At 40.5% G+C, this 21,985-nt stretch carries 17 protein-coding genes and 3 tRNA genes; 12 read left to right on the top strand and 8 right to left on the bottom strand.

Annotated features, from left to right (window positions below):
* Positions 1-79: 79 nt before the first annotated feature.
* From L2672_RS12985 to L2672_RS13005, 5 genes are all read right to left on the bottom strand, one after another.
* Complete coding sequence (locus tag L2672_RS12985; RefSeq protein ID WP_248996278.1) at positions 80-1,156, bottom strand: alanine/ornithine racemase family PLP-dependent enzyme; 1,077 nt, start codon at positions 1,154-1,156, stop codon at positions 80-82.
* Entirely contained in the window at positions 1,153-2,358 is a 1,206-nt protein-coding gene (locus L2672_RS12990) for an N-acetyltransferase DgcN family protein (protein WP_248996279.1), read from the bottom strand. Before L2672_RS12990 ends, L2672_RS12985 begins: the two co-directional genes overlap by 4 nt.
* 254 nt (positions 2,359-2,612) lie before the next feature.
* Positions 2,613-3,107 (bottom strand): acetolactate synthase small subunit, encoded by a 495-nt coding sequence (gene ilvN / locus L2672_RS12995; protein ID WP_248996280.1) that lies wholly within the window; start codon positions 3,105-3,107, stop codon positions 2,613-2,615.
* Positions 3,107-4,825: an acetolactate synthase 3 large subunit gene (locus L2672_RS13000; RefSeq protein ID WP_248996281.1), complete on the bottom strand. Its 1,719-nt coding sequence runs from the start codon at positions 4,823-4,825 to the stop codon at positions 3,107-3,109. The genes ilvN and L2672_RS13000 overlap by 1 nt, the downstream gene beginning before the upstream one ends.
* Before the next feature lie 434 nt (positions 4,826-5,259).
* Positions 5,260-6,426 (bottom strand): multidrug effflux MFS transporter, encoded by a 1,167-nt coding sequence (locus tag L2672_RS13005; protein WP_476707520.1) that lies wholly within the window; start codon positions 6,424-6,426, stop codon positions 5,260-5,262.
* 387 nt (positions 6,427-6,813) lie between these two features.
* On the opposite strand from L2672_RS13005, the gene L2672_RS13010 reads away from it, so the two are divergent.
* The 10 genes from L2672_RS13010 (at position 6,814) to L2672_RS13055 (ending at position 14,303) form a co-directional block, all read left to right on the top strand.
* Complete coding sequence (locus L2672_RS13010; RefSeq protein WP_248996282.1) at positions 6,814-8,490, top strand: SulP family inorganic anion transporter; 1,677 nt, start codon at positions 6,814-6,816, stop codon at positions 8,488-8,490.
* A 255-nt stretch (positions 8,491-8,745) separates the two neighbouring features.
* Entirely contained in the window at positions 8,746-9,369 is a 624-nt protein-coding gene (locus L2672_RS13015; protein WP_248996283.1) for a 2OG-Fe(II) oxygenase, read from the top strand.
* Positions 9,370-9,490: 121 nt separating this feature from the next.
* Complete coding sequence (locus tag L2672_RS13020) at positions 9,491-9,895, top strand: hypothetical protein (RefSeq protein WP_248996284.1); 405 nt, start codon at positions 9,491-9,493, stop codon at positions 9,893-9,895.
* 143 nt (positions 9,896-10,038) lie between these two features.
* On the top strand, positions 10,039-10,467 hold the full coding sequence (locus L2672_RS13025; protein ID WP_248996285.1) for a secondary thiamine-phosphate synthase enzyme YjbQ: 429 nt from the start codon (positions 10,039-10,041) through the stop codon (positions 10,465-10,467).
* 194 nt (positions 10,468-10,661) lie between these two features.
* Positions 10,662-11,306, top strand: coding sequence for a UvrY/SirA/GacA family response regulator transcription factor (gene uvrY, locus L2672_RS13030; RefSeq protein ID WP_248996286.1), 645 nt, complete (start codon positions 10,662-10,664; stop codon positions 11,304-11,306).
* A 60-nt stretch (positions 11,307-11,366) separates the two neighbouring features.
* A complete protein-coding gene (gene uvrC, locus L2672_RS13035; RefSeq protein WP_248996287.1) occupies positions 11,367-13,199 on the top strand; it encodes an excinuclease ABC subunit UvrC in 1,833 nt (610 codons plus the stop codon).
* Positions 13,200-13,243: 44 nt separating this feature from the next.
* Positions 13,244-13,792, top strand: coding sequence for a CDP-diacylglycerol--glycerol-3-phosphate 3-phosphatidyltransferase (gene pgsA, locus L2672_RS13040; protein WP_248996288.1), 549 nt, complete (start codon positions 13,244-13,246; stop codon positions 13,790-13,792).
* Between the two features lie 217 nt (positions 13,793-14,009).
* A tRNA-Gly gene (locus tag L2672_RS13045) sits at positions 14,010-14,085 on the top strand.
* A 14-nt stretch (positions 14,086-14,099) separates the two neighbouring features.
* Positions 14,100-14,173, top strand: a tRNA-Cys gene (locus tag L2672_RS13050).
* A gap of 44 nt (positions 14,174-14,217) precedes the next feature.
* Positions 14,218-14,303, top strand: a tRNA-Leu gene (locus L2672_RS13055).
* A 670-nt stretch (positions 14,304-14,973) separates the two neighbouring features.
* On the opposite strand, the gene panP is transcribed toward L2672_RS13055, so the two are convergent.
* Positions 14,974-16,635 (bottom strand): pyridoxal-dependent aspartate 1-decarboxylase PanP, encoded by a 1,662-nt coding sequence (gene panP, locus L2672_RS13060; RefSeq protein ID WP_248996289.1) that lies wholly within the window; start codon positions 16,633-16,635, stop codon positions 14,974-14,976.
* A gap of 187 nt (positions 16,636-16,822) precedes the next feature.
* Positions 16,823-17,959: a glycerate kinase gene (locus L2672_RS13065; protein WP_248996290.1), complete on the bottom strand. Its 1,137-nt coding sequence runs from the start codon at positions 17,957-17,959 to the stop codon at positions 16,823-16,825.
* Positions 17,960-18,437: 478 nt separating this feature from the next.
* Here L2672_RS13065 and L2672_RS13070 point away from each other — a divergent pair, with 478 nt between their 5' ends.
* Both L2672_RS13070 and L2672_RS13075 read left to right on the top strand, forming a co-directional pair.
* Positions 18,438-20,405, top strand: coding sequence for a BCCT family transporter (locus tag L2672_RS13070; protein ID WP_248996291.1), 1,968 nt, complete (start codon positions 18,438-18,440; stop codon positions 20,403-20,405).
* 123 nt (positions 20,406-20,528) lie between these two features.
* Positions 20,529-20,882, top strand: coding sequence for a YajD family HNH nuclease (locus L2672_RS13075; protein ID WP_248996292.1), 354 nt, complete (start codon positions 20,529-20,531; stop codon positions 20,880-20,882).
* 82 nt (positions 20,883-20,964) lie between these two features.
* Here L2672_RS13075 and L2672_RS13080 read toward each other — a convergent pair whose 3' ends face one another.
* A complete protein-coding gene (locus L2672_RS13080) occupies positions 20,965-21,915 on the bottom strand; it encodes a Wzz/FepE/Etk N-terminal domain-containing protein (protein ID WP_248996293.1) in 951 nt (316 codons plus the stop codon).
* Positions 21,916-21,985: the final 70 nt, after the last annotated feature.

Below are 21,985 nucleotides of genomic sequence, written 5' to 3' on the forward strand. Positions count from 1 at the left end.
TAACACAAGCCGCGATTGTTTTTAGAGATGCATTTAGTACTCACGATTTAGCATTCACACTTTGGCATTTATGCCCAAATTACTGCGACACCTTGATTAAATTAAACGACTTTCTCACAAAGCATGATGACATTGCTGATAAAAGCCCACTGTAATCAAGATTGAATTTCACCGTTTGCCCTACCATAACTGATTCTGTTGATGTTTCAATAATCAAGTGGTCACTGGTTGATGACATGATGGTCATTCCGTCTGGTGGCGTTAACCCTGCTATACATACGTCTTGTCTGCCTAATGCGACAATGATTTGTGATACACAGCCTCTATCTAAAATCTCCTCTTTTTCGCCAAAGGCATTGGTTCCTCTTTTTCCCCAAGGTAAAGATGGTTTTATTTTAGATTCAATCACTTCAGCGGTTAAGGTAATGGCATTAGTGTGTAAGCCTGTAATCTGATGTTGTGTTAATGAATCAAAGCCAAGAAAGATGGCTTCACCTATTCTTAGATGGTTAATTCTGGTTGCTCGGGTGTTATTGAGCGCCCAATCAATCGAAGCCGTATTTCCGCCTGAAATCATCTGGAATTTGAGTTTGAATTTAGCCTCAAGCTCATCGGCGATTTTTGAAAGTAATGCCATTTTTTCATGGTCAGTTGCAATACCATATCGACAAGCGAGGTTAGTACCAATGCCCATTATATTGATATTAGGTAATGTGACGATCTGCTGAATAAAGCCAATCAATCGTTCTGGCATAACGCCTTCTCTTAGATCGCCGAGTTCAACCATGATGATTATTTTGTGGCAGGTATTAGTTAATTTGGCGGCTTCAGATAGCTGTTGAATAACATCGACTTCTGAATTTAAACTAATATCGCAATACTTTACCACCTCTGTCACTTGGCTCAACATAGGGGTTCGTATCAGCATTTTAGGTTGTGTAATACCCGCTTGTGCTAACCGTTGAATGTTTTCTAATCTTGAGTCTGCAAATGTTTTCGCTCCGGCCTTAATTAATATCTCCGCTATAAGTGGGTGGCCTAAAAACACTTTAGTCACAGGGGTAACCGAGATGTTCTTTAATCCCAATTGGGTTATTAGACACTGAGCATTATGGAATATTTTGCTGCAATCGATGTCGACTTTGGGAAGTGTCATTCCGTGTTAGCCAGTTTGTCGTTAATTTGAGGATAGGCCTGTTTCACTATGTGCAGTAGTTGTGCTATCGGCTGTGATAATGCATCGGTGACGGGGATGTCAAACTGTTTACTATAGCCGTCTATAAAGGTTAACACTTCGTCTGTTGTCATATCTTGGTGATTAAGAGTAATGCCAATAACTTTTGTGTCCGCAAATGTCTCAATAAGATTGATTTCAGTCGCCGGTGTGGGCATTGGCATATTAGGAAAATCGATTCGGTGTTGGCGTTTGGGCGCGTGTTGTAAAATCACCCCTGTTGGACAACTGCCTCGCAAAATAAAAGAGCTGGTTGAGAACGCAGGATGGCTCAGCGCTCCTTGACCTTCAATAATAATAATATCGGGCTTTTCTACTTGATAGGCTTTGACGATGACAGATTCTAACTCGCCAGCACAAAACTGAGAGGGCACCGCATCCAGTGCAACGCTGTAGGGTGCGCCTTGCATAATACCGGTTTGGCCGGTGGCAATCATTACCACTTTCAGCCCCCTTTTTTGTAATGCATTTGCCAAAATTGTTGCTGTTGTGCGCTTACCTAATGCGCAATCTGTCCCCATAACCGCAATTCTAGGGCAATCAACACTGTGTATGTCGCCGGTAAAGGTATGTAGCTGATGCTTGGTGTTGGGCTTACGTATATCTAAAATGCTGACGCGATTATTCTTACTCGAAGCAATGAATGTTGGGTCATCATTTAAAAACTCATGCAGTCCGTTAATGATATTCATTTTAAGTGACATCGCATTTAAAATAATGTCTTTGTCTTCATTGGTTAACAAACCACTTGAGGGAGCAATACCGTAAATAAAATAGTCTGGGGTGGTTTGGGAATGAATCATGGCCTGCGTTATATTGGCCACTACGGGTATATTATTTGGCGCATTATCTAGCACTTGTCCTGAGTCTAATCCGGCACAATGGCTGTCTATAACCGATAAAATTCGGTAATTTTGAGAATGTCTCACTAATCCATTGGCGGTTTTTCCATCGACTTTGGCGAAGTTAGCTTCGCAATAGATTATCGCGGTGGGTAATTTATGCGGATGAAGCAAGGAGGGGGATTCTTGCTTTTTCAGCTGTGGAACTGTATTCGTTTCTAACGGTTGAACATTGTTAAGTTGATTTAAATTCACTGTCGATTTTGAAAGTGGGGTAAACATAAGTTAAGCCTTGCTGTATGGCTTAGAAGGGCAACTAAGGAGTGCCGAGATGCAAGTTCGGAAAGGAAAAGAAGTCCCTACTAAGCGGTAGGGAGAGATGCCACAGTAACACAGTTAGTGGATAGGTGTTGGTATTTAACCGCAACTCGGGTAAATGAATATATTTAAAAGTTGAGCCTTTCACGAACCCAATAAAAAAGAGCCATTATATCAAATGGCTCTTTTGGTTAATATTATTAGGAGTATTAGTAGGGTTAGGCTTTCATCGATTTCTCGCCTCTAGAAAGGCCCACTACGCCTGAACGTGATACCTCAATAACCTTTGTTACTTCGGCCAATGCATTAATAAAGGCATCAATCTTTTCACTTGGACCTGCCATTTGAATGGTATAAAGGCACGAGGTAACATCCACAATCTGGCCTCTAAAAATATCGGCGGTGCGTTTTACTTCTTCGCGAATATCGCCAATGGCTTTCACTTTTACTAAAGCAAGTTCACGTTCTATGTGGGCGGCTTCAGTAATATTGGCTACTTTTAGAATATCAATTAGCTTGTGCAGCTGTTTTTCAATTTGCTCTAAAATACTTTCATCTGCCAATACGGTAATGTTTAAACGCGATAAGGTGGTGTCTTCTGTTGGTGCTACGGTTAAACTTTCAATGTTATATCCGCGCTGTGAAAATAAGCCAACAACTCGAGAAAGCGCACCAGGTTGGTTTTCAAGTAATACTGAAATAATACGACGCATTAGCTTTTCTCCGTTTTGCTTAACCACATTTCGTTCATCGCTCCACCCCTAATTAGCATTGGGTAAACGTGCTCGGTTTCATCTACGCTAATATCAACAAATACTAAGCGGTCTTTCATTGCTAATGCTTCAGCTAGTTTAGTTTCTAATTCTGCTGGGTCACTGATGGTCATGCCTACATGTCCATAAGCTTCGGCAATTTTTGCAAAATTAGGCACTGAGTCCATATAAGAATGTGAATGGCGACCAGAGTAAATCATGTCTTGCCATTGTTTAACCATTCCAAGGAAACGGTTGTTAAGGTTAATAATTTTAACTGGCGTGTCATATTGTAGTGCTGTTGAAAGCTCTTGAATATTCATTTGAATTGAACCATCACCAGTAACACATACTACGGTTTCATCAGGGAAGGCCATTTTAACCCCCATTGCGGCAGGCAAGCCGAAGCCCATCGTGCCTAAACCGCCTGAGTTAATCCAACGACGCGGTTTGTCGAACGAATAATATAATGCGGCAAACATTTGGTGCTGACCAACATCAGAGGCTACATAAGCATCACCGTTAGTCAGTTTATGTAGTGTTTCAATCACTTGTTGTGGCTTAATTCGGCCAGAGTTGCGGTCGAACTCTAAACACTTTTTCTCACGCCATTGGTTAATATCTTGCCACCATTGTTCAAGTGCTTCAGTGTCGTTACTTGTTTTTGATTCTGCTAACAGTTCAAGCATGGAATCTAAAATGTTTTCTGCCGAACCTACAATGGGAATATCCACTCTGACGGTTTTAGAAATTGATGCAGGGTCAATATCAATATGCAAAATAGTGGCGTTAGGGCAGTACTTTTCAACATTGTTAGTGGTACGGTCATCAAAGCGCACCCCAATACCAAAAATAAGGTCACAGTTATGCATGGCTGTATTGGCTTCATAAGTGCCGTGCATACCTAACATGCCTAAACTTTGTTTATGAGAACCCGGAAAAGCGCCTAAACCCATTAAGGTGCTAATAACGGGAATGTTAAGCTGTTCAGCAAGGGATAAAATTTGTTTATCACATTCAGAAATAATGGCTCCGCCACCGACGTAAAGTACCGGCTTTTTAGCCGCTAGCAGCGCTTGAAGGCCACGACGAATTTGCCCTTTATGGCCTGTTGTCGTTGGGTTATACGAACGCATTTTTACACTTTCAGGGTAAACATAATCATGCAGAAGTTCAGGGTTTAAACAATCTTTAGGTAAATCGATAACCACAGGGCCAGGGCGGCCAGTTGAGGCAATATAAAACGCCTTTTTGACGATCTCAGGAATTTCAGCCGGATTTTTAACTAAGAAGCTGTGTTTTACCACAGGTCTTGAAATGCCAATCATATCGCACTCTTGGAAGGCGTCATTACCAATTAATGAACTTGGTACTTGACCCGATAACACCACCATTGGAATAGAGTCCATGTAAGCGGTTGCAATACCAGTTATGGCATTAGTGGCACCAGGGCCCGATGTTACTAGCACAACACCGACTTTACCTGTCGCGCGAGCATAACCATCGGCCATATGAACAGCGGCTTGCTCATGACGAACAAGAATATGTTCAACACCTGCTATTTTATGAAGGGCATCATAGATGTCTAACACTGAGCCGCCGGGGTAACCAAAAATATGGCTAACACCTTCGTCAATAAGAGAGCGCACAATCATACTGGCGCCAGAAAGCTTTTCCATAAGTAGAATCCTCTTAAGTTACCGTTATGGTAAACAGTATCTTGCATACAACGACGGTAATCGTTCTAAAAAATAAGCTTAAAGGGTTATTTAAGCCTGCTGCTTGAGTTAGCTGTCACTAAACTCAATTATCCGCTCTGCAGAACGCGGTAGGTTCATAATATGTAAATCAATATTTACTTCAAGTGTTTTATTTAAATTTTCATAAGAATTGAAAATTATTCATAAATACTCTAGTGGGAAACCGTTACTGATTAAATTTTATTGTGCTTTTATAAGGCGACTCATAATCTGTTGGACGTTTATTTTTAAGCAAAGAGTTGCAGCGAAAAGCAGACTTGGGCTTATGGAAATAAAAAAGCCATCAGACAATGTTGATGGCTTATGATTGTAAGGCGTTGAAGCGGTTTACGTTAGGTTGATAACTGCTGGAGCTATTCTTTGTATGACTTACTTTGGTAGTTTTGTAATGTTTGACACAAAGCTACCAGTAAAATGGCACTTAGCATTAACATCGCAAACGGCACCGCTGTGCCGGTATAAAAGTAAGCCATTAGTGGGCCAGCAGTCGCCCCAAATCCGAAACGTAACGTCCCTATGACGGCTGTGGCTGTACCGGTTTCATGCTTAAATTTCATCAATACAATGGCGTCAGCATTTACCGACATTACCCCAAGCGCACCCATCAAAGGTATAAGCATTATTACCGTAAAATGGTAGCTTAAATCGAGTAGGTTAACGGCAACTAACCCTATTGACGCTAAGGTGGCGAAAAAGGTGCCAACATGTAACATTCTTTTTGAACCATAGCGGCTAACAATGCGTGAATTAACAATGTTAGCCAGCATGAGCGCACCGACATTCGAGCTAAACAAAATAGCAAATAATGATTTATCTAAGCCAAACACATCCATATAAATAAAGGGTGAGGCGGTGAGATAACAAAAGAACGCAAACGACGTTAATACACCGCTGGTGATGTGCAGTTTGACCCCTTGTCTAGAAAAGACCGTGTAATAAGATCTAAAAAATGACTTATTACTGCGTTGAAGTTTGTCATTATCGCTGGGCATTTTAAGTTTAAATATAATCAAAACAAGCAGTAACGCTGCATAGGCACTTAATACAAAAAAGATTAAATGCCAGTCGCCTAATTCTAAAATTAAACTCCCAATGGTGGGTGCCAGTAAAGGAGCCAGCATCATAATTAAGCTGACATATGACATCCCTTTAGCGGTATTTTCGCCGTAGATTTCTTTAATATATCCGGGAACCACAACCGTTGCCGCTGCGCCAATAAAGGCTTGTAAGAATCGTAATGCTAAAAAGTGTTCGATTGACTGAGTGATGGCAATTAAAAAACTGACAATACAGAATCCAATTAATCCGGTGATCACCAAGGGTTTGCGGCCCACTTTATCGGCAATCGGCCCAAAAACTAACATGCCCAGCGCATAACCGGCTAAATATATACTTAGCGATTGTTGCACCATGGTGACGTCTGTTGAAAACGACACTGCAATGATAGACATGGCAGGTAAATACATATCGATTGCCAAAGGTGTGATGGCAACAATGGCGGCTAACATGGGAATTAGCATTGCTAAATGCGGAAAAGACGTTTGATTGGCAACAGTAGAATTGTGAGACACAAAAACCTCAACACGGTAATTAATAGAAGACGGAAAGATTAGCCAATGGACTAGACGAAACAGTCGATCATTCTACCATGTATTTTTCTAATTCAATGGGGATTTATTGTAATCAAAAGTATCAATTTTTCTCATGTGAAATGGGTGTTTGAGTTAACTTGTATTGGTTTTAGCAATAATTGAATGACGCATTTTGAATCATTTGTTTTTTATAAAAGACTATTGTTAATTAGGTGTAATTTCATTAATAACCACATAATATTAAGCACCTTTGCAATTCGGTTAAGGATTTACTGTGTTGTCTCGTTTGAATGATTTTCCCCTGGCTTAGCCACCTTGTTAAAGTATGAACGTCAATGGCTGGCAGATGATGTGAAAGCGGCATTGTCAGTGGCGGCGGTAGCCTTACCTGTCGCCATCGCTTATGCACAATTAACTGGAGTTAATGCTGCTGTTGGGCTGTATTCTTGCGTGTTGCCGATGTTGGTTTATGCATTATTTGGCACGTCTAGGCAATTAGTTGTTGGCCCCGATGCGGCAACGTGTGCGGTTATTGCCGCGGTAGTGACCCCTTTAGCGGCTGGAGATAGTTTAAAGCATTGGCAATTAGTGATGACCATGACCGCAATGACGGGTGGCTGGTGCTTAATTGCCAGTCGTTTTAAATTAGGCGTGCTGGCTGATTTTTTATCTAAACCCATTTTGATGGGCTTATTAAATGGTGTTGCCATTACCATTATTGTGGGGCAATTTTCTAAAATTTTTGGTTTTACCTTTGATAGTAAATACTTACTTGAGCGAGTGAGTGGCGCGCCAAGTTATTTAACCCAAACTCATTTACCCACCTTATCAATGGCTTTGCTAACGGTTGGGGTTTACTTTGCCATGAAGAGGTTTAAACCGACTTGGCCATCTTCAATGTTTGCTATTGCGTTTGGTGCCATATTGGTTTGGGGATTCAATTTACAACAATTCGATATCAAAACTATTGGCTCAGTGGCGGGTGGTTTACCGGTATTTCAAACACCTGACTTTAACGTGGGGATTATTCGTGAATTAGTGATGCCAGCATTAAACTTAGCGGTGGTGAGCTTTGTCAGTATGATGCTTACCGCAAGAAGTTTTGCAGCAAAAAATGGCTATGATATTGATGCTGATAAGGAATTCAGAGCCTTGGGTCTGGCTAATATTGCCTCGGCAATATCGCAAGGTTTTGCGGTTAGTGGAGCCGATTCTCGTACCGCGGTGAATGACGCAAATGGCGGGAAAACGCAATTAGTGTCAATTATAGCGGCGTCTATTATTGCTATTATTGCAATATTTTTTACCAAGCCACTGGAGTTTATTCCTAGTGCAGCACTTGGAGTGGTACTGGTTATTGCCTCAATTCACTTACTCGATTTTAAAGCAATATGGCATTTACGCTTTAAAGACAAACAAGCTTTTTATTTAGCCTTAACCACCTTATTGGCCGTGCTATTTATTGGGGTCATTCCCGGAATTACCTTAGCGGTATTGTTGGGGTTATTTCAGTTTATTAGAACGGTGATGCGCCCCACAGACCAAATTTTAGGTGTCGATGCTAAAGGGGTCATTCGCAGTGTAGATACTAGTGACAAAGCCCAGCCTGTTGCGGGTATTTTTATATATCGGTTTAATTCACCTTTGACATATTTTAATGCGGCTTATTTTAAGCGCCGTATTTTAGAGCAATATGCGAAACAAAATGGTGATATTCAATGTGTCATTATTGATGCCGTGCCATGTTTTACCCATTTAGATTTGAGTGTCATGTCAATGCTAGCGGAGTTAGATAGTATTTTTAGAAAGCGAGGCGTCAGGCTTGAATTAGCTGGGCGTAAACGGCAACTTCGCTCTTGGTTTGACCAAACTGGAATCAAGTCCGGTAATGAGGGCATTTATATTCGTTCTGATTTGTATTTAGCATTAAAAATGAACCAAAGCCAGTTGGCTTCAAATACGGTTGCAACAACTGAAGTGATCGCACAGTAAGTCAACCTGCGATTTTATCGAGTTGAACATGACTATTTTCAACAATGGTATGATAAATGTTGTTTGAATAGTCATGTTCGGCTACTATCCGCTCACGTTGAGTTAAGCCTCTTTTAGCTCAATTAGGTCAAGCTGATAGCCTTTTCAGTTTGTGGTATTTATTAGAAAACGCCCCCTCGAAATTCAGACTCCCTCACGGTTATATGAGTCCTAAAGTACAGTAAAAAGCGTCGTCTCTTTTTGGATGTAGCATGTATGGTTTCGCAATTGAGTGAAGCAATGCTGGATGTGATCGCAGATGCGTTGGTCGATAAAGGTTACATACTTTTATCTGACATCATTCCCACCTTTGTAAGCTTGGCTTTGCTTGAAAAAATGCAAGCTAAGCAAGATGTTGATTTTAAACTTGCGGCCATTGGCCGAGGCTCTGAGCAACAAGTAAATACTGATATTCGCTCAGACAAAATTAGTTGGTTAGATAATCAAGACCAGATTGATAATGGCTTTTTGTCAATTATGGAGCAACTTAAAGATGGCCTTAATAGGCGATTGTTTATGGGGTTATTTGATTACGAAAGCCATTACGCCGTTTATGAGAAGGGTGCTCATTACAAAAAACATGTTGATGCGCTTAAGGGCAGTCAAAATAGAATTTTATCTACCGTGTTCTTTTTGAATCCGTTATGGCAGCAAGCAGACGGTGGAGAACTGATTATTTATGATGAAAATGACACCATAATAGCCACAGTCCCGCCATTAATGGGAACCTTGGCAGTATTTTTGAGCGAACGTTTTCCTCATGAGGTTTTACCCACTAACCGTACCCGAAATAGCATTGCCGGTTGGTTTAGAGTCAGTAATGCTAATCATGGTTTTTAATCTATTTTGCTTATGTTGCCGGTATTCGTTGATAAAGGGTTTTTATTGACGGCAAACTTCTTTAAGGTAATGTATGTCAAAAAAATTACTTTATTGTGACCTCGCGCAGACAGGATGGATTATGTTTTTAAAAGGAAAGTGTCTTTTAGCAGTAATGATGTTGGGTTCTAGTGTGAATGTAATGGCGCAAGATGCGGCAGAAAAAGCGTTTACGGATGAAGTTATTCAATGTGCTGCTTATTATGAAATTGCATCAGATGCCATTGGCGCAATGAATGCGCCACAAATGCAAGCGGTGGGTGAAAGACTTAAAACCTCTGCTAACGATGCAGTTTTGCTTGCTCAAAAATACCGTACAGCTGAACAAGTAACCCAAGATTTGAGTGCTGAAAAAGCCAAACAGCTTGAAAAACTGGGTGGTTCTAAAAGCTTAAGGGACCTAATGGGTAAGTATAAAGAGCTTTGTAAGTCTGTGGTTTATGAGCCGCAGAAAAGACTTGATTACTGGTCTATGGCAACCATGTAACCCTAGCGGTAACGGTATTGAATGCTAATAACGCACTGTTCAAGGTGCGTTTTTTTATTGGGGGAATATAGGGTACTGAATATGATGTATTTCAAGTTGATTTCAAAACTAATATTTTTAAACATTAGCTGGTGGACATTGTTATGTGGTTGCAAAAACAAATATATTTAAAGGCCAAAAGGCGAGGTTTTCATTTAATTGACAACGAGTTATTTGCTCAATTACCAGAAATATCAAACTATAAAATTGGCTTAGTACATTTATTTATCCAACATACTTCAGCTTCTTTAGCGATAAATGAAAATGCAGACCCTACCGTTAGAGGTGATTTCGAACGTCATTTTAATGTGATGGTGCCTGAAAACGCTCCTTATTATCAGCATACCTATGAAGGGCCAGATGATATGCCTGCCCATATAAAATCGACCCTAATTGGGGCTGAACTTACTTTGCCCATAACCAATGGACGGTTAAATGTTGGTACATGGCAAGGAGTGTATTTATGTGAGCACCGTGATCATGCATCAGCACGTTGTGTCGTTGTGACGATTAATGGCCAGCTTTATGAATAGTGAGCTATCGAGCGAATTATTCATTTTATTTGCTGATATTTAGCCAGCTGTTGCTTGTGTGCTTTAACGGATTAGTGATAAATTTGAATAATCAATAATTGCAAAACTTCAACGATAACTTATGTTAATGTTTTGCAATATAAAAATAGCTTTTATTCAGGATGAATGGCTGATTATAAAAAGGGTGGTTGAAGTTGATTTCTGTATATTTAGTTGATGATCACGAGTTAGTTAGAACAGGCATTCGTCGCTTATTAGAAGATGAACGCGGGATTAAAGTGGTTGGCGAAGCTCACGATGGTGAGATGGCTGTTCAGTGGTCACGCCAAAATGAAGCTGACGTGATATTAATGGACATGAATATGCCAGGAATGGGTGGTTTAGAGGCAACCCGTAAAATATTACGTTATCAACCTGATGCTAAAATTATTGTGTTAACGGTGCAAACTGAAGATCCTTTTCCCACCAAAGTGATGCAGGCAGGGGCTTCGGGTTATTTAACCAAAGGAGCAACGTCTCCTGAAGTGGTTCGTGCGATTATGCAAGTCTCTCGTGGTCAGCGCTATTTATCGCCCGAAATAGCCCAGCAAATGGCGCTAAGTCAATTTAACAGTAATGATGAAAACCCTTTTAGTAGCCTTTCTGAAAGAGAGCTGCAAATTATGCTGATGATCACCAATGGTGAAAAGGTCAATGATATTTCTGAAAAGCTCAATTTGAGCCCTAAAACCGTGAACAGTTACCGTTATCGGCTGTTTGCTAAATTAGGCATTAATGGGGATGTGGAATTGACCCGCTTGGCTATCCGCTACAAAATGTTAGATACGGGTTCTTTTTAAACTGACATAACAACTCAAACGTATGGGGTGTTATTGGGTTTTGTTTAACAGTAGTGACTTATGTCTAACGCATTTCAAGCTAAAGTATTTTTAAAAACAGTCACCTCTTCACCTGGCGTTTATCGTATGTATGATGACCAGAGTGAAGTCATTTATGTGGGCAAAGCGAAAGATTTAAAAAAGCGCTTAAGCTCATATTTTCGTTCCAATTTACCCAATGTTAAAACCCAAGCTTTAGTCGCCAACATTCACCATATTGATGTTACTGTTACTCACAGTGAAACTGATGCACTGATTCTAGAAAATGATTACATCAAACAATACATGCCTAAATACAATGTATTGTTACGTGATGATAAATCTTATCCTTATATTTTACTTAGCGAGCATAAGCACCCAAGGCTGGCTTATCATCGAGGCGCTAAGCGCGAAAAAGGCCATTATTTTGGTCCTTACCCCAATGGTGGTGCGGTACGCGAAAGCCTTAATTTAATGCAAAAGCTGTTTCCGATCAGGCAATGTGAAGATGTGTACTATAAGTCACGGTCTCGCCCGTGTTTACAGTATCAACTGTCACGTTGTAGTGCACCCTGTGTTGGCATTGTGTCTGATGAAGATTATCAAGAGCAAGTTAAGCTAGCGACACTATTTCTACGTGGAAAAGACCAACAGGTTATTAGTACTTTGGTTGGTAAAATGGAGCAAGCGGCTATTGATATGGCTTATGAGCAAGCAGCCTTATATCGTGACCAAATTAGTGCGCTTCGTAAAGTGAGTGAACAACAAGAAGTGTCAAACAGCCAAGGTGATATGGATGTTATTGGCGTTCATTATGCTTCAGGCATAGCTTGCTTTCATTTGCTTTTTATCCGAGAAGGCAAAATTTTTGGTAGTCGCAGTTATTACCCCAGTATTCCAGCCGAAACAGAGCTTGATGAAGTGTTGTCCTCTTTTGTTGGCCAATTCTATTTAAATATCGATGTGCAAAGAACCGTGCCTAAAGAAGTAATATTAAGCCATGACTTTGAGGGTAAACAGTTAGTTGCCGATTCAATTGAGCAAGCATTACAAAAAAAGATTGCTATAAAAACTCAAGTGCGTGGGGAGCGGGCAAAATTTTTAGCCTTAGCAGTGACGAATGCACATAATGCAGTGCAATCGAGGCTGTCGCATAAAAATACCATTGAGCAACGATTTGCATTACTGGAGGAAGCATTAGAACTATCAACTCCAATAGCACGTATGGAATGTTTCGATATCAGTCATACCATGGGAGAAAGTACCGTTGCTTCTTGTGTGGTATTTAATCGTGAAGGGCCTTACAAAGCGGATTATCGACGTTATAACATTAGCGGCATTACCGGCGGTGACGATTATGCTGCAATGAATCAGGCTATTTCTCGACGTTTTGACAAAATTAATGAGTCAGGCAAAGTACCAGATTTGCTGTTTATCGACGGTGGTCTTGGCCAATTAAGGGTGGCACAGCAAATTGTTGATGAGAAGTGTGCCCATTTACCTCAACCTCCCTTACTGATTGGAGTGACTAAAGGTGAGGGCAGAAAAGCGGGGCTTGAAACGTTTGTGCTGGGTGGCTCAGAAGAAACCATTAATATAGCCAGTGATTCACCTGCATTTCATTTAATTCTGCATATTCGCGATGAATCTCATCGTTTTGCGATAACCGGGCATAGAAATAAGCGTCAAAAGACCCGTAACACATCTACACTTGAATCGATTGCCGGAGTTGGCCCTAAAAGACGTAAAGCATTGTTACAACACTTGGGTGGTTTGCAGGAAGTTAAAAGTGCCAGTGTGTCTGAGTTAACAAAAGTGCCCGGAATTAGCTTAGAAATGGCACAAACAATTCATGATTCGTTGCGAGGGGGCTAAAATTAAGGCAAGATTGGCGCTGCTTTTGAATAATTGGTCTATTTATGCCGTTTAATTTACCTATTGCACTAACCCTATTTCGTTTAGTGTTGTTACCTGTATTTGTTTTTTTCTTTTATCTTCCATACACTTGGGCGCCATTTGCTGCTGCGTTTGTGTTTTGGTTGGCCGCAGTTACTGATGCATTAGATGGTTATGCCGCTAGAAAATTAGGCCAACTAACTCGCTTTGGTGCTTTCTTGGACCCCGTAGCGGATAAAATTATGGTGTCTACCGCACTGGTATTGCTGGTTCAGCAAAATGATAATATTTATCTTACCCTTGCAGCACTGTTTATGATCGGTCGTGAGATTGTTATCTCAGCCTTACGTGAATGGATGGCTGAGATTGGTAAAAGAGGCGTTGTGGCAGTGTCTTGGATTGGCAAATATAAAACAGCAGCTCAAATGATCGCCATTATCGGCTTAATATGGAAACCTACGCCATTTTTGACTGATGTGGCATATGCATTATTTTATGTCGCGGCGCTACTGACATTCTGGTCAATGATTAGCTATATCGCGGCTGCATGGAATGATTTGACCGAGGAATAGCATATAAATAGTTCAATAAGATTATTTAGTGTGCAAACGATCATTTTTAATAAAAACAGCAATTGACACATCGGCAGAAATCCGTAGAATGCAACCCCGTAGACAAGACGCAGTCACTAAAACGAAAGTTTCATTGCTGTGAAAAGATACAAGATTAGCTCAGTTGATAGGTTGAAAGAATAAACCTTGTTGATTGTTTTAATAGAGTATTAGAGATGCGACATTAGCTCAGTTGGTAGAGCGATACCTTGCCAAGGTATAGGTCATCGGTTCGAACCCGATATGTCGCTCCAATTATCTACAAAGTGGCGCGATGGCAGAATGGCTATGCTGCGGATTGCAAATCCGTCGACCTCGGTTCGACTCCGGGTCGCGCCTCCACTACATTGTTTTAATGGATATTAATCGGTTAGAACGACACTTTTGCCCGAGTGGTGGAATCGGTAGACACAAGGGATTTAAAATCCCTCGCTGAATAAGCGTGCCAGTTCAAGTCTGGCCTCGGGTACCATTATTAAGTTCGTACTTTTAAAAGTCGAATGATGGATAAACAAGCCTCAACGTTAAGTTGGGGCTTTTTTATTGGCTAAAATTTATGATTTACCTTGTCACCTTTGAAATCACTCACTTCGTTATCATTGAAGCCACTTAACTTCGTCACCTTGAAGCCACTTAACTTCGTTATCATTGAAGTCATTTAAGTTCGTCAGCTTGAAGTCACTTAAGTTCGTCATCCTCGAGATCTGTTATCGAGGATCTTTAGTTATTGGAGCTGACAGATTCCAGCCCAAAAGCGTTGCTGGAATGACGGGTTTGAGAGACGTTGCTGGAATGACGGGTTTGAGAGACATTGCTGGAGTGACAAGGTTGAGAAGTATTTCTGTAATGACGGATGTTGAGAAGTATTTCTGTAAAGACGGATGTTATGAAGTATTTCGGTAAATACGGATGTTGAGACGTGTTCTGTAATGATGAGAGTTGAGGGGCTTTTTGGCGAAGTGATTACAATAACCATCTGCTAGGTGTTGTTAAAGCTACATGAAACTATGTCACCTCAACAACGTCACCTTTAAAGTCACTTAAGTTCGTCAGCTTGAAGCCACTTAATTTCGTTACCGTTGAAATCACTCAACTTCGTCATCCTCGAGATCTGTTATCGAGGATCTTTGTTTATTAGACCATTACAAGGCTGCCGATTCCAGCCCAATAGCATGGAGTTGCGGATAAAATTCGCTGTCTAGTTTGGCTATTTCAACTTGTTCTTCAAGTACTGACATTAATATCGTATGAGTGGTCAACGGGTTGGCTAGAACAACTCTAAATACTGTGGTTGTTTGACGATAATATTTCAGTGGGCGGATTCTGGTGCGAGACACAAAAGACTTGCCTTGCTCACGTTGATGTTTTTGAATAAATTGGGTTAAGCCATCAAGTAACGCATTTATATGGTTAACTTTTTCCAAGTCATTTGCTGCTATGGCTTTTTCAATAGCCTCTTGTACACCACTAGGGACATAACGATAGGTCAGTAAACACAACTCTGGCTCGGTGACTAATTCAAATTCGCTATGCTGTTTGATTAATGTGGCAAAATGGCGCGCTTTTTCAAGGCTATTGTTGATGAGTATTTCGTAACCTTCTTGGCCGATGATTTGTAAACAAGCATGGACTAACATGGCCATACCTGGTCTGGAGCCTTCTAATGTTTGGCTTCCTAGATCTTTCGAACCGACTCGTAAAATATATTCTGCATGGTGGGCGATATTGTTGGCTAGTTCAGGATCTTTAAATAACACCATGCCTGCGCCCATGGGCACATACATTTGTTTGTGTGCGTCAATGGTTACTGAATCTGCACGTTCGATACCGGCTAATAAGTGACGGTATTTATTTGATAATAAACTCGCGCCTCCCCATGCGGCATCAACATGGAAATGACAGTTAATTTCACTGGCTAATTCGGCTAGTTGACTCAATGGGTCGACATTGCCTGTTTCTGTTGTGCCAGCAACGCCAACAATGGCCATGACTTTAATATTTTGTCGCTCAAGTTGTTGAGCGATTTTGCGCATAGCATCGACGTCAACTTTATTATTGCCATCGGTTGGCACGCTGATAATATTATCTCGGCCAATGCTTAATAGGTCTGCAGCTTTTCCTAGGGAGTAATGACCACGTTCTGACACTAATATTGCCAAGTCGTCATAGCCGTAATGTCGTAAGGCTTTTAACATTCCTTCCCGGGCAATGCCTTTAAATTCGCCTTGCGCTTTTAACAGTTGATTGCGTGCTATCCATAAGGCGGTAATATTTGCTATTGTGCCACCGGAGCAGAAAGCGCCTAATGAATGGTTCGCGCTGTGCATCCACTCATTATAAAACGTATCGTTTTGGTCATATATTAGGTTGTGCATCATGCCTAGCACTTGGCGTTCAAGTGGGGTGAAGGCTTTTGAGGTTTCTATTTTGACTAAGTTTTGATTGAGCCCAACCATCATTTTTGACAATGGTAAAACAAAGTAAGGTAGTGCGGATGTCATATGTCCAATAAAGCTTGGAGCAGAGGTATGTACCGAGTGTGCTACCAAATTTTGCATTATCTCGTCGGTATAATCAGAGACGAAACGAGGGGCTGCTGGAATTTTAAATGACTTAAAATCAGTTTCAATTTCAGATAACGGCTTTTCTAATGCTGCAATACTATTTCCTAAAAAACCGGCAAGATCTTCAGACAATTTTTGTTCAATGATACTTAATGTTGAATTGGTATCTTCTGGAACAGTAAATATGCGCAATAAACTTTGCTCGGACGCATCTGCTTGTCTGTTTGGTTTTAAGGTCATTTTATTAGCTAGCCGTTATAGTCAATTTAGCGCCCGTATAATAATAAACTAATCATTATTATACGGGTTGAAATAAGGGTGCTAACTTTACTTTAAGCGTTTAGTCGCTTCAAGTTTTATCAAGGTTTGTTTGGCTATTCTTGCTTGTAAGTTTTGAGGGTAAACCTTCGTGACCATCAACCTCTATTTATAGTGACATGTTAAGTGTTGCTGCGATATTTTGAGAAGTATTGATGAGGTTGGTTTCAGCTTCCTCTAGCACGACTTCTAATGGCGCAACACCCGGAATAATCGCGAATATGGCTTGCATGCCTTTGGTTAAAATGGCATTGGCGTTGTCGCCTAAACTCCCTGCAATGCCGATAGTGGGGACATTATATTGCTGCGCGACCTGTAAGACTCCCATAGGGGTTTTACCAAAAATAGTCTGGCCATCAATTCGGCCTTCGCCGGTGATCACTAAATCTGCATCTTGGCAATGTTTTGCTAAACCCACGGTTTGAGTCACTAAAGTGATACCAGGTGTTAGCGTTGCATTTAAGTAAGTTAATAGACCAAAACCCATGCCGCCAGCTGCGCCAGAACCTTTAACGGTGTGAAATTGCTTTGATGGAAACAACGATGAGCTAACTTGAGCAAAATGATTCAGTGCGTTATCCAGTTCATTAATCATTTCAGTTGTAGCGCCTTTTTGTGGACCAAAAATGGCTGAAGCACCAAGAGGTCCACATAACGGGTTGTCGACATCACAGGCAACATCTATTTTGCATTGAGCTAATTTAGGGGCGCACTGACTCATATCGACTTGTACTAGTTCTGATAAACCTGCGCCACCAGAGGGAATAGGCTGCCCCTGTGCGTTAAGTAGCTTTATGCCCAGTGCGGTTAGCATACCTGCGCCAGCGTCATTTGTTGCGCTGCCACCTAAGCCAATAATAATATGCTTCATACCTCTGTTTAAGGCATCCTTTATTAACTCTCCGGTGCCATAACTACTGGTGGTTAATGGGTTTCTTTTGCTTCTTGGTACGTGATGCAAGCCAGATGCGGCGGCCATTTCAATTACTGCTGTTTTGTTATCTGCCAAAATACCGTAAAAAGCCTCTACTGGTTCACCCAGTGGGCCTGATACTTTTAATGTAACTTTTTTGCCGTTAGTGGCATCAATCATCGCTTGGACTGTGCCTTCACCACCATCGGCCATAGGCACTTTGCAATATTCGGCATGGGGAAAGATAGTTTTGAACCCTTTCTCAATCGCATTGGCGACTTGCATGGCTGTTAAGCTTTCTTTGAATGAATCTGGGGCGATAACAATTTTCATACTTTGGCCTTAATAAAGGTTAATGTATTGAGTTTTATCTAGTTTAGGAATAGTTAGCTGGTTTGTATATCTTAATTGGTATAGAGCAAATTATTTCATGTTAAAAATCTGACTTCAGCATTAATGTGAGCCCATTGTTGCGCTATGAAGCTTCAATATTTTAGTGGAAATGGGAAGGGGGGATGGAATGAAAGAGGGGGGGATTATTGTATTGATATTGCGATGATATTTTGCTGATACGTTTTGTTTTGTTTGTTGGGGTAATTTGTTTTTGGTTTGGCCTGTGTTTCGATTGTTAATCACTGGCGGTGAGTTGGCGGCTAAAGTAAATAATTCATTGACAGTTAAGCCATGTTTTTTATTCTGTATGCTATGATGTTCAATTAATTTTGAGTGTTTTTTCAACTTTATTAATTTCTTAACCGTCTTGAAGCGGTGAGTTATTAGATTATTTTCGTTGTATTGAAAGGGAGACATTATGTCTTTTAAGACTAGTATCAACCCGCCTGTATTTTTTTCCTCAGTTATTCTGATCACATTGATGGTTTTACTTTGTGCCATTGTGCCAACAGAGGCAAGTCAGTTTTTTAAATCAGTTCAAGGCTGGTTTGAAGCTAAAGCTGGTTGGATGTACATTTTAGGCGTGGCAATTTTTTTAATTTTTATTATTTTTGTAATGGTAAGCCGTTTTGGCGACATTAAATTAGGCCCAGAGCATGCGGTGCCTGATTACAGCTATAAAAGCTGGATTGCCATGTTGTTCTCAGCAGGAATGGGCATTGGATTAATGTTCTTTGGTGTGGCTGAGCCTGTTATGCATTTTTTGGCGCCGCCAGATGCCAGCCCTGAAAGCCTTCAGGCTGCAAAAGATGCATTAAAGATTACCTTTTTCCATTGGGGTATTCATGCTTGGGCAATTTACTCTGTCGTTGCGCTTTCTCTGGCATATTTCTCTTATCGACATAAATTACCGCTGTTACCTCGCTCTGCTCTTTACCCACTAATCGGTGAGAAAATATATGGCCCGATAGGACATGCTGTTGATACCTTTGCGGTATTAGGCACCATGTTTGGTGTGGCAACATCGCTTGGTTTTGGCGTTTTACAAATCAACTCAGGTTTAAGTTATTTAATTGAGTCGTTACCAAATAATGTAATGGTTCAGGTTATCTTAATTGGCATTATTACGTTAATTGCGACTTTATCGGTGTTTTCTGGACTTGATAAAGGGGTGAAACGATTAAGTGAACTTAACTTATTTTTAGCCGTTTTCTTAATGTTAGCCGTGCTACTGCTTGGCCCAACTGTCGTGTTACTGCAATCTTTTGTACAAAATACCGGTGGTTATTTAAGTGATATCGTCACTAAGACTTTCAATCTTTATGCTTACGAGCAAAAAGATGATTGGATTGGTGGTTGGACATTACTTTATTGGGGCTGGTGGATTTCATGGTCTCCTTTTGTGGGTACCTTTATTGCGCGTGTAAGCCGCGGTAGAACCATTCGTGAGTTTTTAATTGGGGTATTGTTTGTCCCATCAGCTATTACCTTTTTATGGATGACGGTATTTGGTAATACTGCAATTGATGCGATTATGAATCACGGTGCAAGCTATTTATCAGAAGCCGTGTCTACTGATGTTTCGATTGCGTTGTTTAAGTTTTTTGAACACATGCCATTTTCAACCCTATTATCTGTTATTGCAGTCTGTTTAGTGGTGACTTTCTTTGTCACATCATCTGATTCTGGTTCACTGGTTATTGATAACTTAACCTCTGGTGGCGACAATGATGCCCCTGTATGGCAGCGTATTTTCTGGGCGCTATTACAAGGTGTCGTTGCCTCAGTTTTATTATTAGCAGGTGGCTTACAGGCTTTACAAACGGCGGCGATTGCCAGTGCTTTGCCATTCTTAATCATTATGTTGTTAATGTGCTTAGGCTTATATATTGCGCTTAAAGATGATTGGCTCAAAATTAATAGTGTGCAATCGCATAACACATCTGTGCAGTATGTTAAGGCGAATATGACATGGCAAGATAGGTTAGATGTATTGGTATCTCAACCATCACGCGATGATGCGCAGCACTTCATTGATGATGTAGCTGAACCCGCGTTAAAAGAGGTCAGACAGACTTTAATTGATAAAGGGTTGCTCGCTGATATTGTATTGCGAGATGAGCGTGTACGTTTAGTGGTTGGCCCTGATGACCCGTTATCTTTTGTGTACGGTCTTAGATTACGAGCCTATACCGTAACAGGCACAACAGAAGATAATATGGACAGTGAAGATGTCTATTATCGTGTAGAGGTGTTCCTCGAGCATGGTGGCCAGCAATATGACGTTATGGGCTATACCCAAGAACAGATTACCGCTGATATTATTACTCAATATGAACGCTATTTACATTATATTCACCTATCTCATGCAGAGTTAGTGGATTAATTTTTAGCGAGTAGCAATAAGGCTATCGCCCTAATTGTACTCATGAGAGTGATATTCTCTAGTTGCCTCAAGTGATAAGTCTTATTATCCTTGGGGCAATTTTATTTCAGGAACAAATTCATTATGGCTGGCGAAAGCAAATTAGATCGAGTTCTGGCAGAAGCTCGTGACTATAAAGCAAAACGTGAAAAAGGTTACCGTGAGCAGGCTTTGAAACTTTACCCCTGGGTATGTGGTCGGTGTACTCGAGAGTTTACCCATAAAAACTTGAGCGAGTTAACGGTGCATCATCGTGATCATAACCATGATAATAACCCTTCTGATGGCTCGAATTGGGAGTTGTTATGTTTGTATTGTCACGACAATGAACACTCTCGGTTTGAAGAGCTTATTCGCTACGGGAGTACGACAGAGACTAAGCAAGAGGCGGCTACTTACAACCCATTTGCTGATTTGAAAGCGATGATGAAAAAATAATAAATGCTATAAATATAGTTATTAACATTTACTGCTTTATATCTGTTTATCCTTTTTGAGCTGAGATAGTCATGTTTCAGCTCTACTGCTTGCAAAAATGTCTGATGAGTACGAGCATTGTTGCCAACATAGCACCTAATAAAGTGCCTAAAACACAAATTAATGCACGCTTAGGGCGGGTTTTAACCTCAGGTATAAATGCAGGGTCTATTGTTTTGAATATATATTCATCACGTACTTTTGCGAACATAATTATTTTAGCCTGCTCTTCTATAAGTTTAAAAAGAATGGTGCGAATATCTGCAATATTGGTTTGTTGTATTTGAGCTCTTAAAAACTCGATACTTTTATTGGCTTCTGCAACATCGCGTTCTTTCATTATGGTATTAATATCTTGAATTAATAGCTCTGTCCATGCTTTAGCGATAAAGGGAGATTTATGCTCTACAGATAATAATATCATTCCATTTTCTTTATCCGTTTGTATGTTCACAATTCTTTTGAATTCTTCATATGCTTCTAGCATAGAGGGTTCAGGCTCAAATGGGGCCGTTACTTTACGCACCCACTTTTTTGTTTTCGCATCGTATAGTTTCTTGTTAAATTTGAGGCGGTTGGTAGATAAATCCCAATGTTCAACCGCTAATAACTCAGGCAGAATTTGATGCTTTTGAACAAATTCACTGGTAAATTGCAATGATTTTAATACTTCAATTCCAACTTGTGTTTTGTCGCTACTGCCACTGCATAAGTTGATCCCTGAAGCTAACCCCGAAAACTGGCCCGTTAGTGCAGCAAGCCTGCTATTACTTTGATCTGAATCAACAGGTGCTAATAAGGTCGTTGATTTGTAGATGTTGGGTTGCTTGATAGCATAAGCGACGGACCCAGCGGCAAAAAATGCTGTGATGATAATAATGATCCATTTTCCTTTCCAAATAACAGAAAATAACTCAAGTAGATCTATTTCATCATTTGGGTGTTGATTAGATATTGTTTCACCGATTTGGACTTTTTTGATTTCATTGAACATTTGTTCACGGTCTCTCTTGGGTATCGATTATTATTGTTCATCATTGTCCGTGAGTATTTGCTTTTTAATT

The sequence above is a fragment of the Shewanella gaetbuli genome, assembly GCF_023284065.1.
Lineage (GTDB): Bacteria > Pseudomonadota > Gammaproteobacteria > Enterobacterales > Shewanellaceae > Shewanella > Shewanella gaetbuli.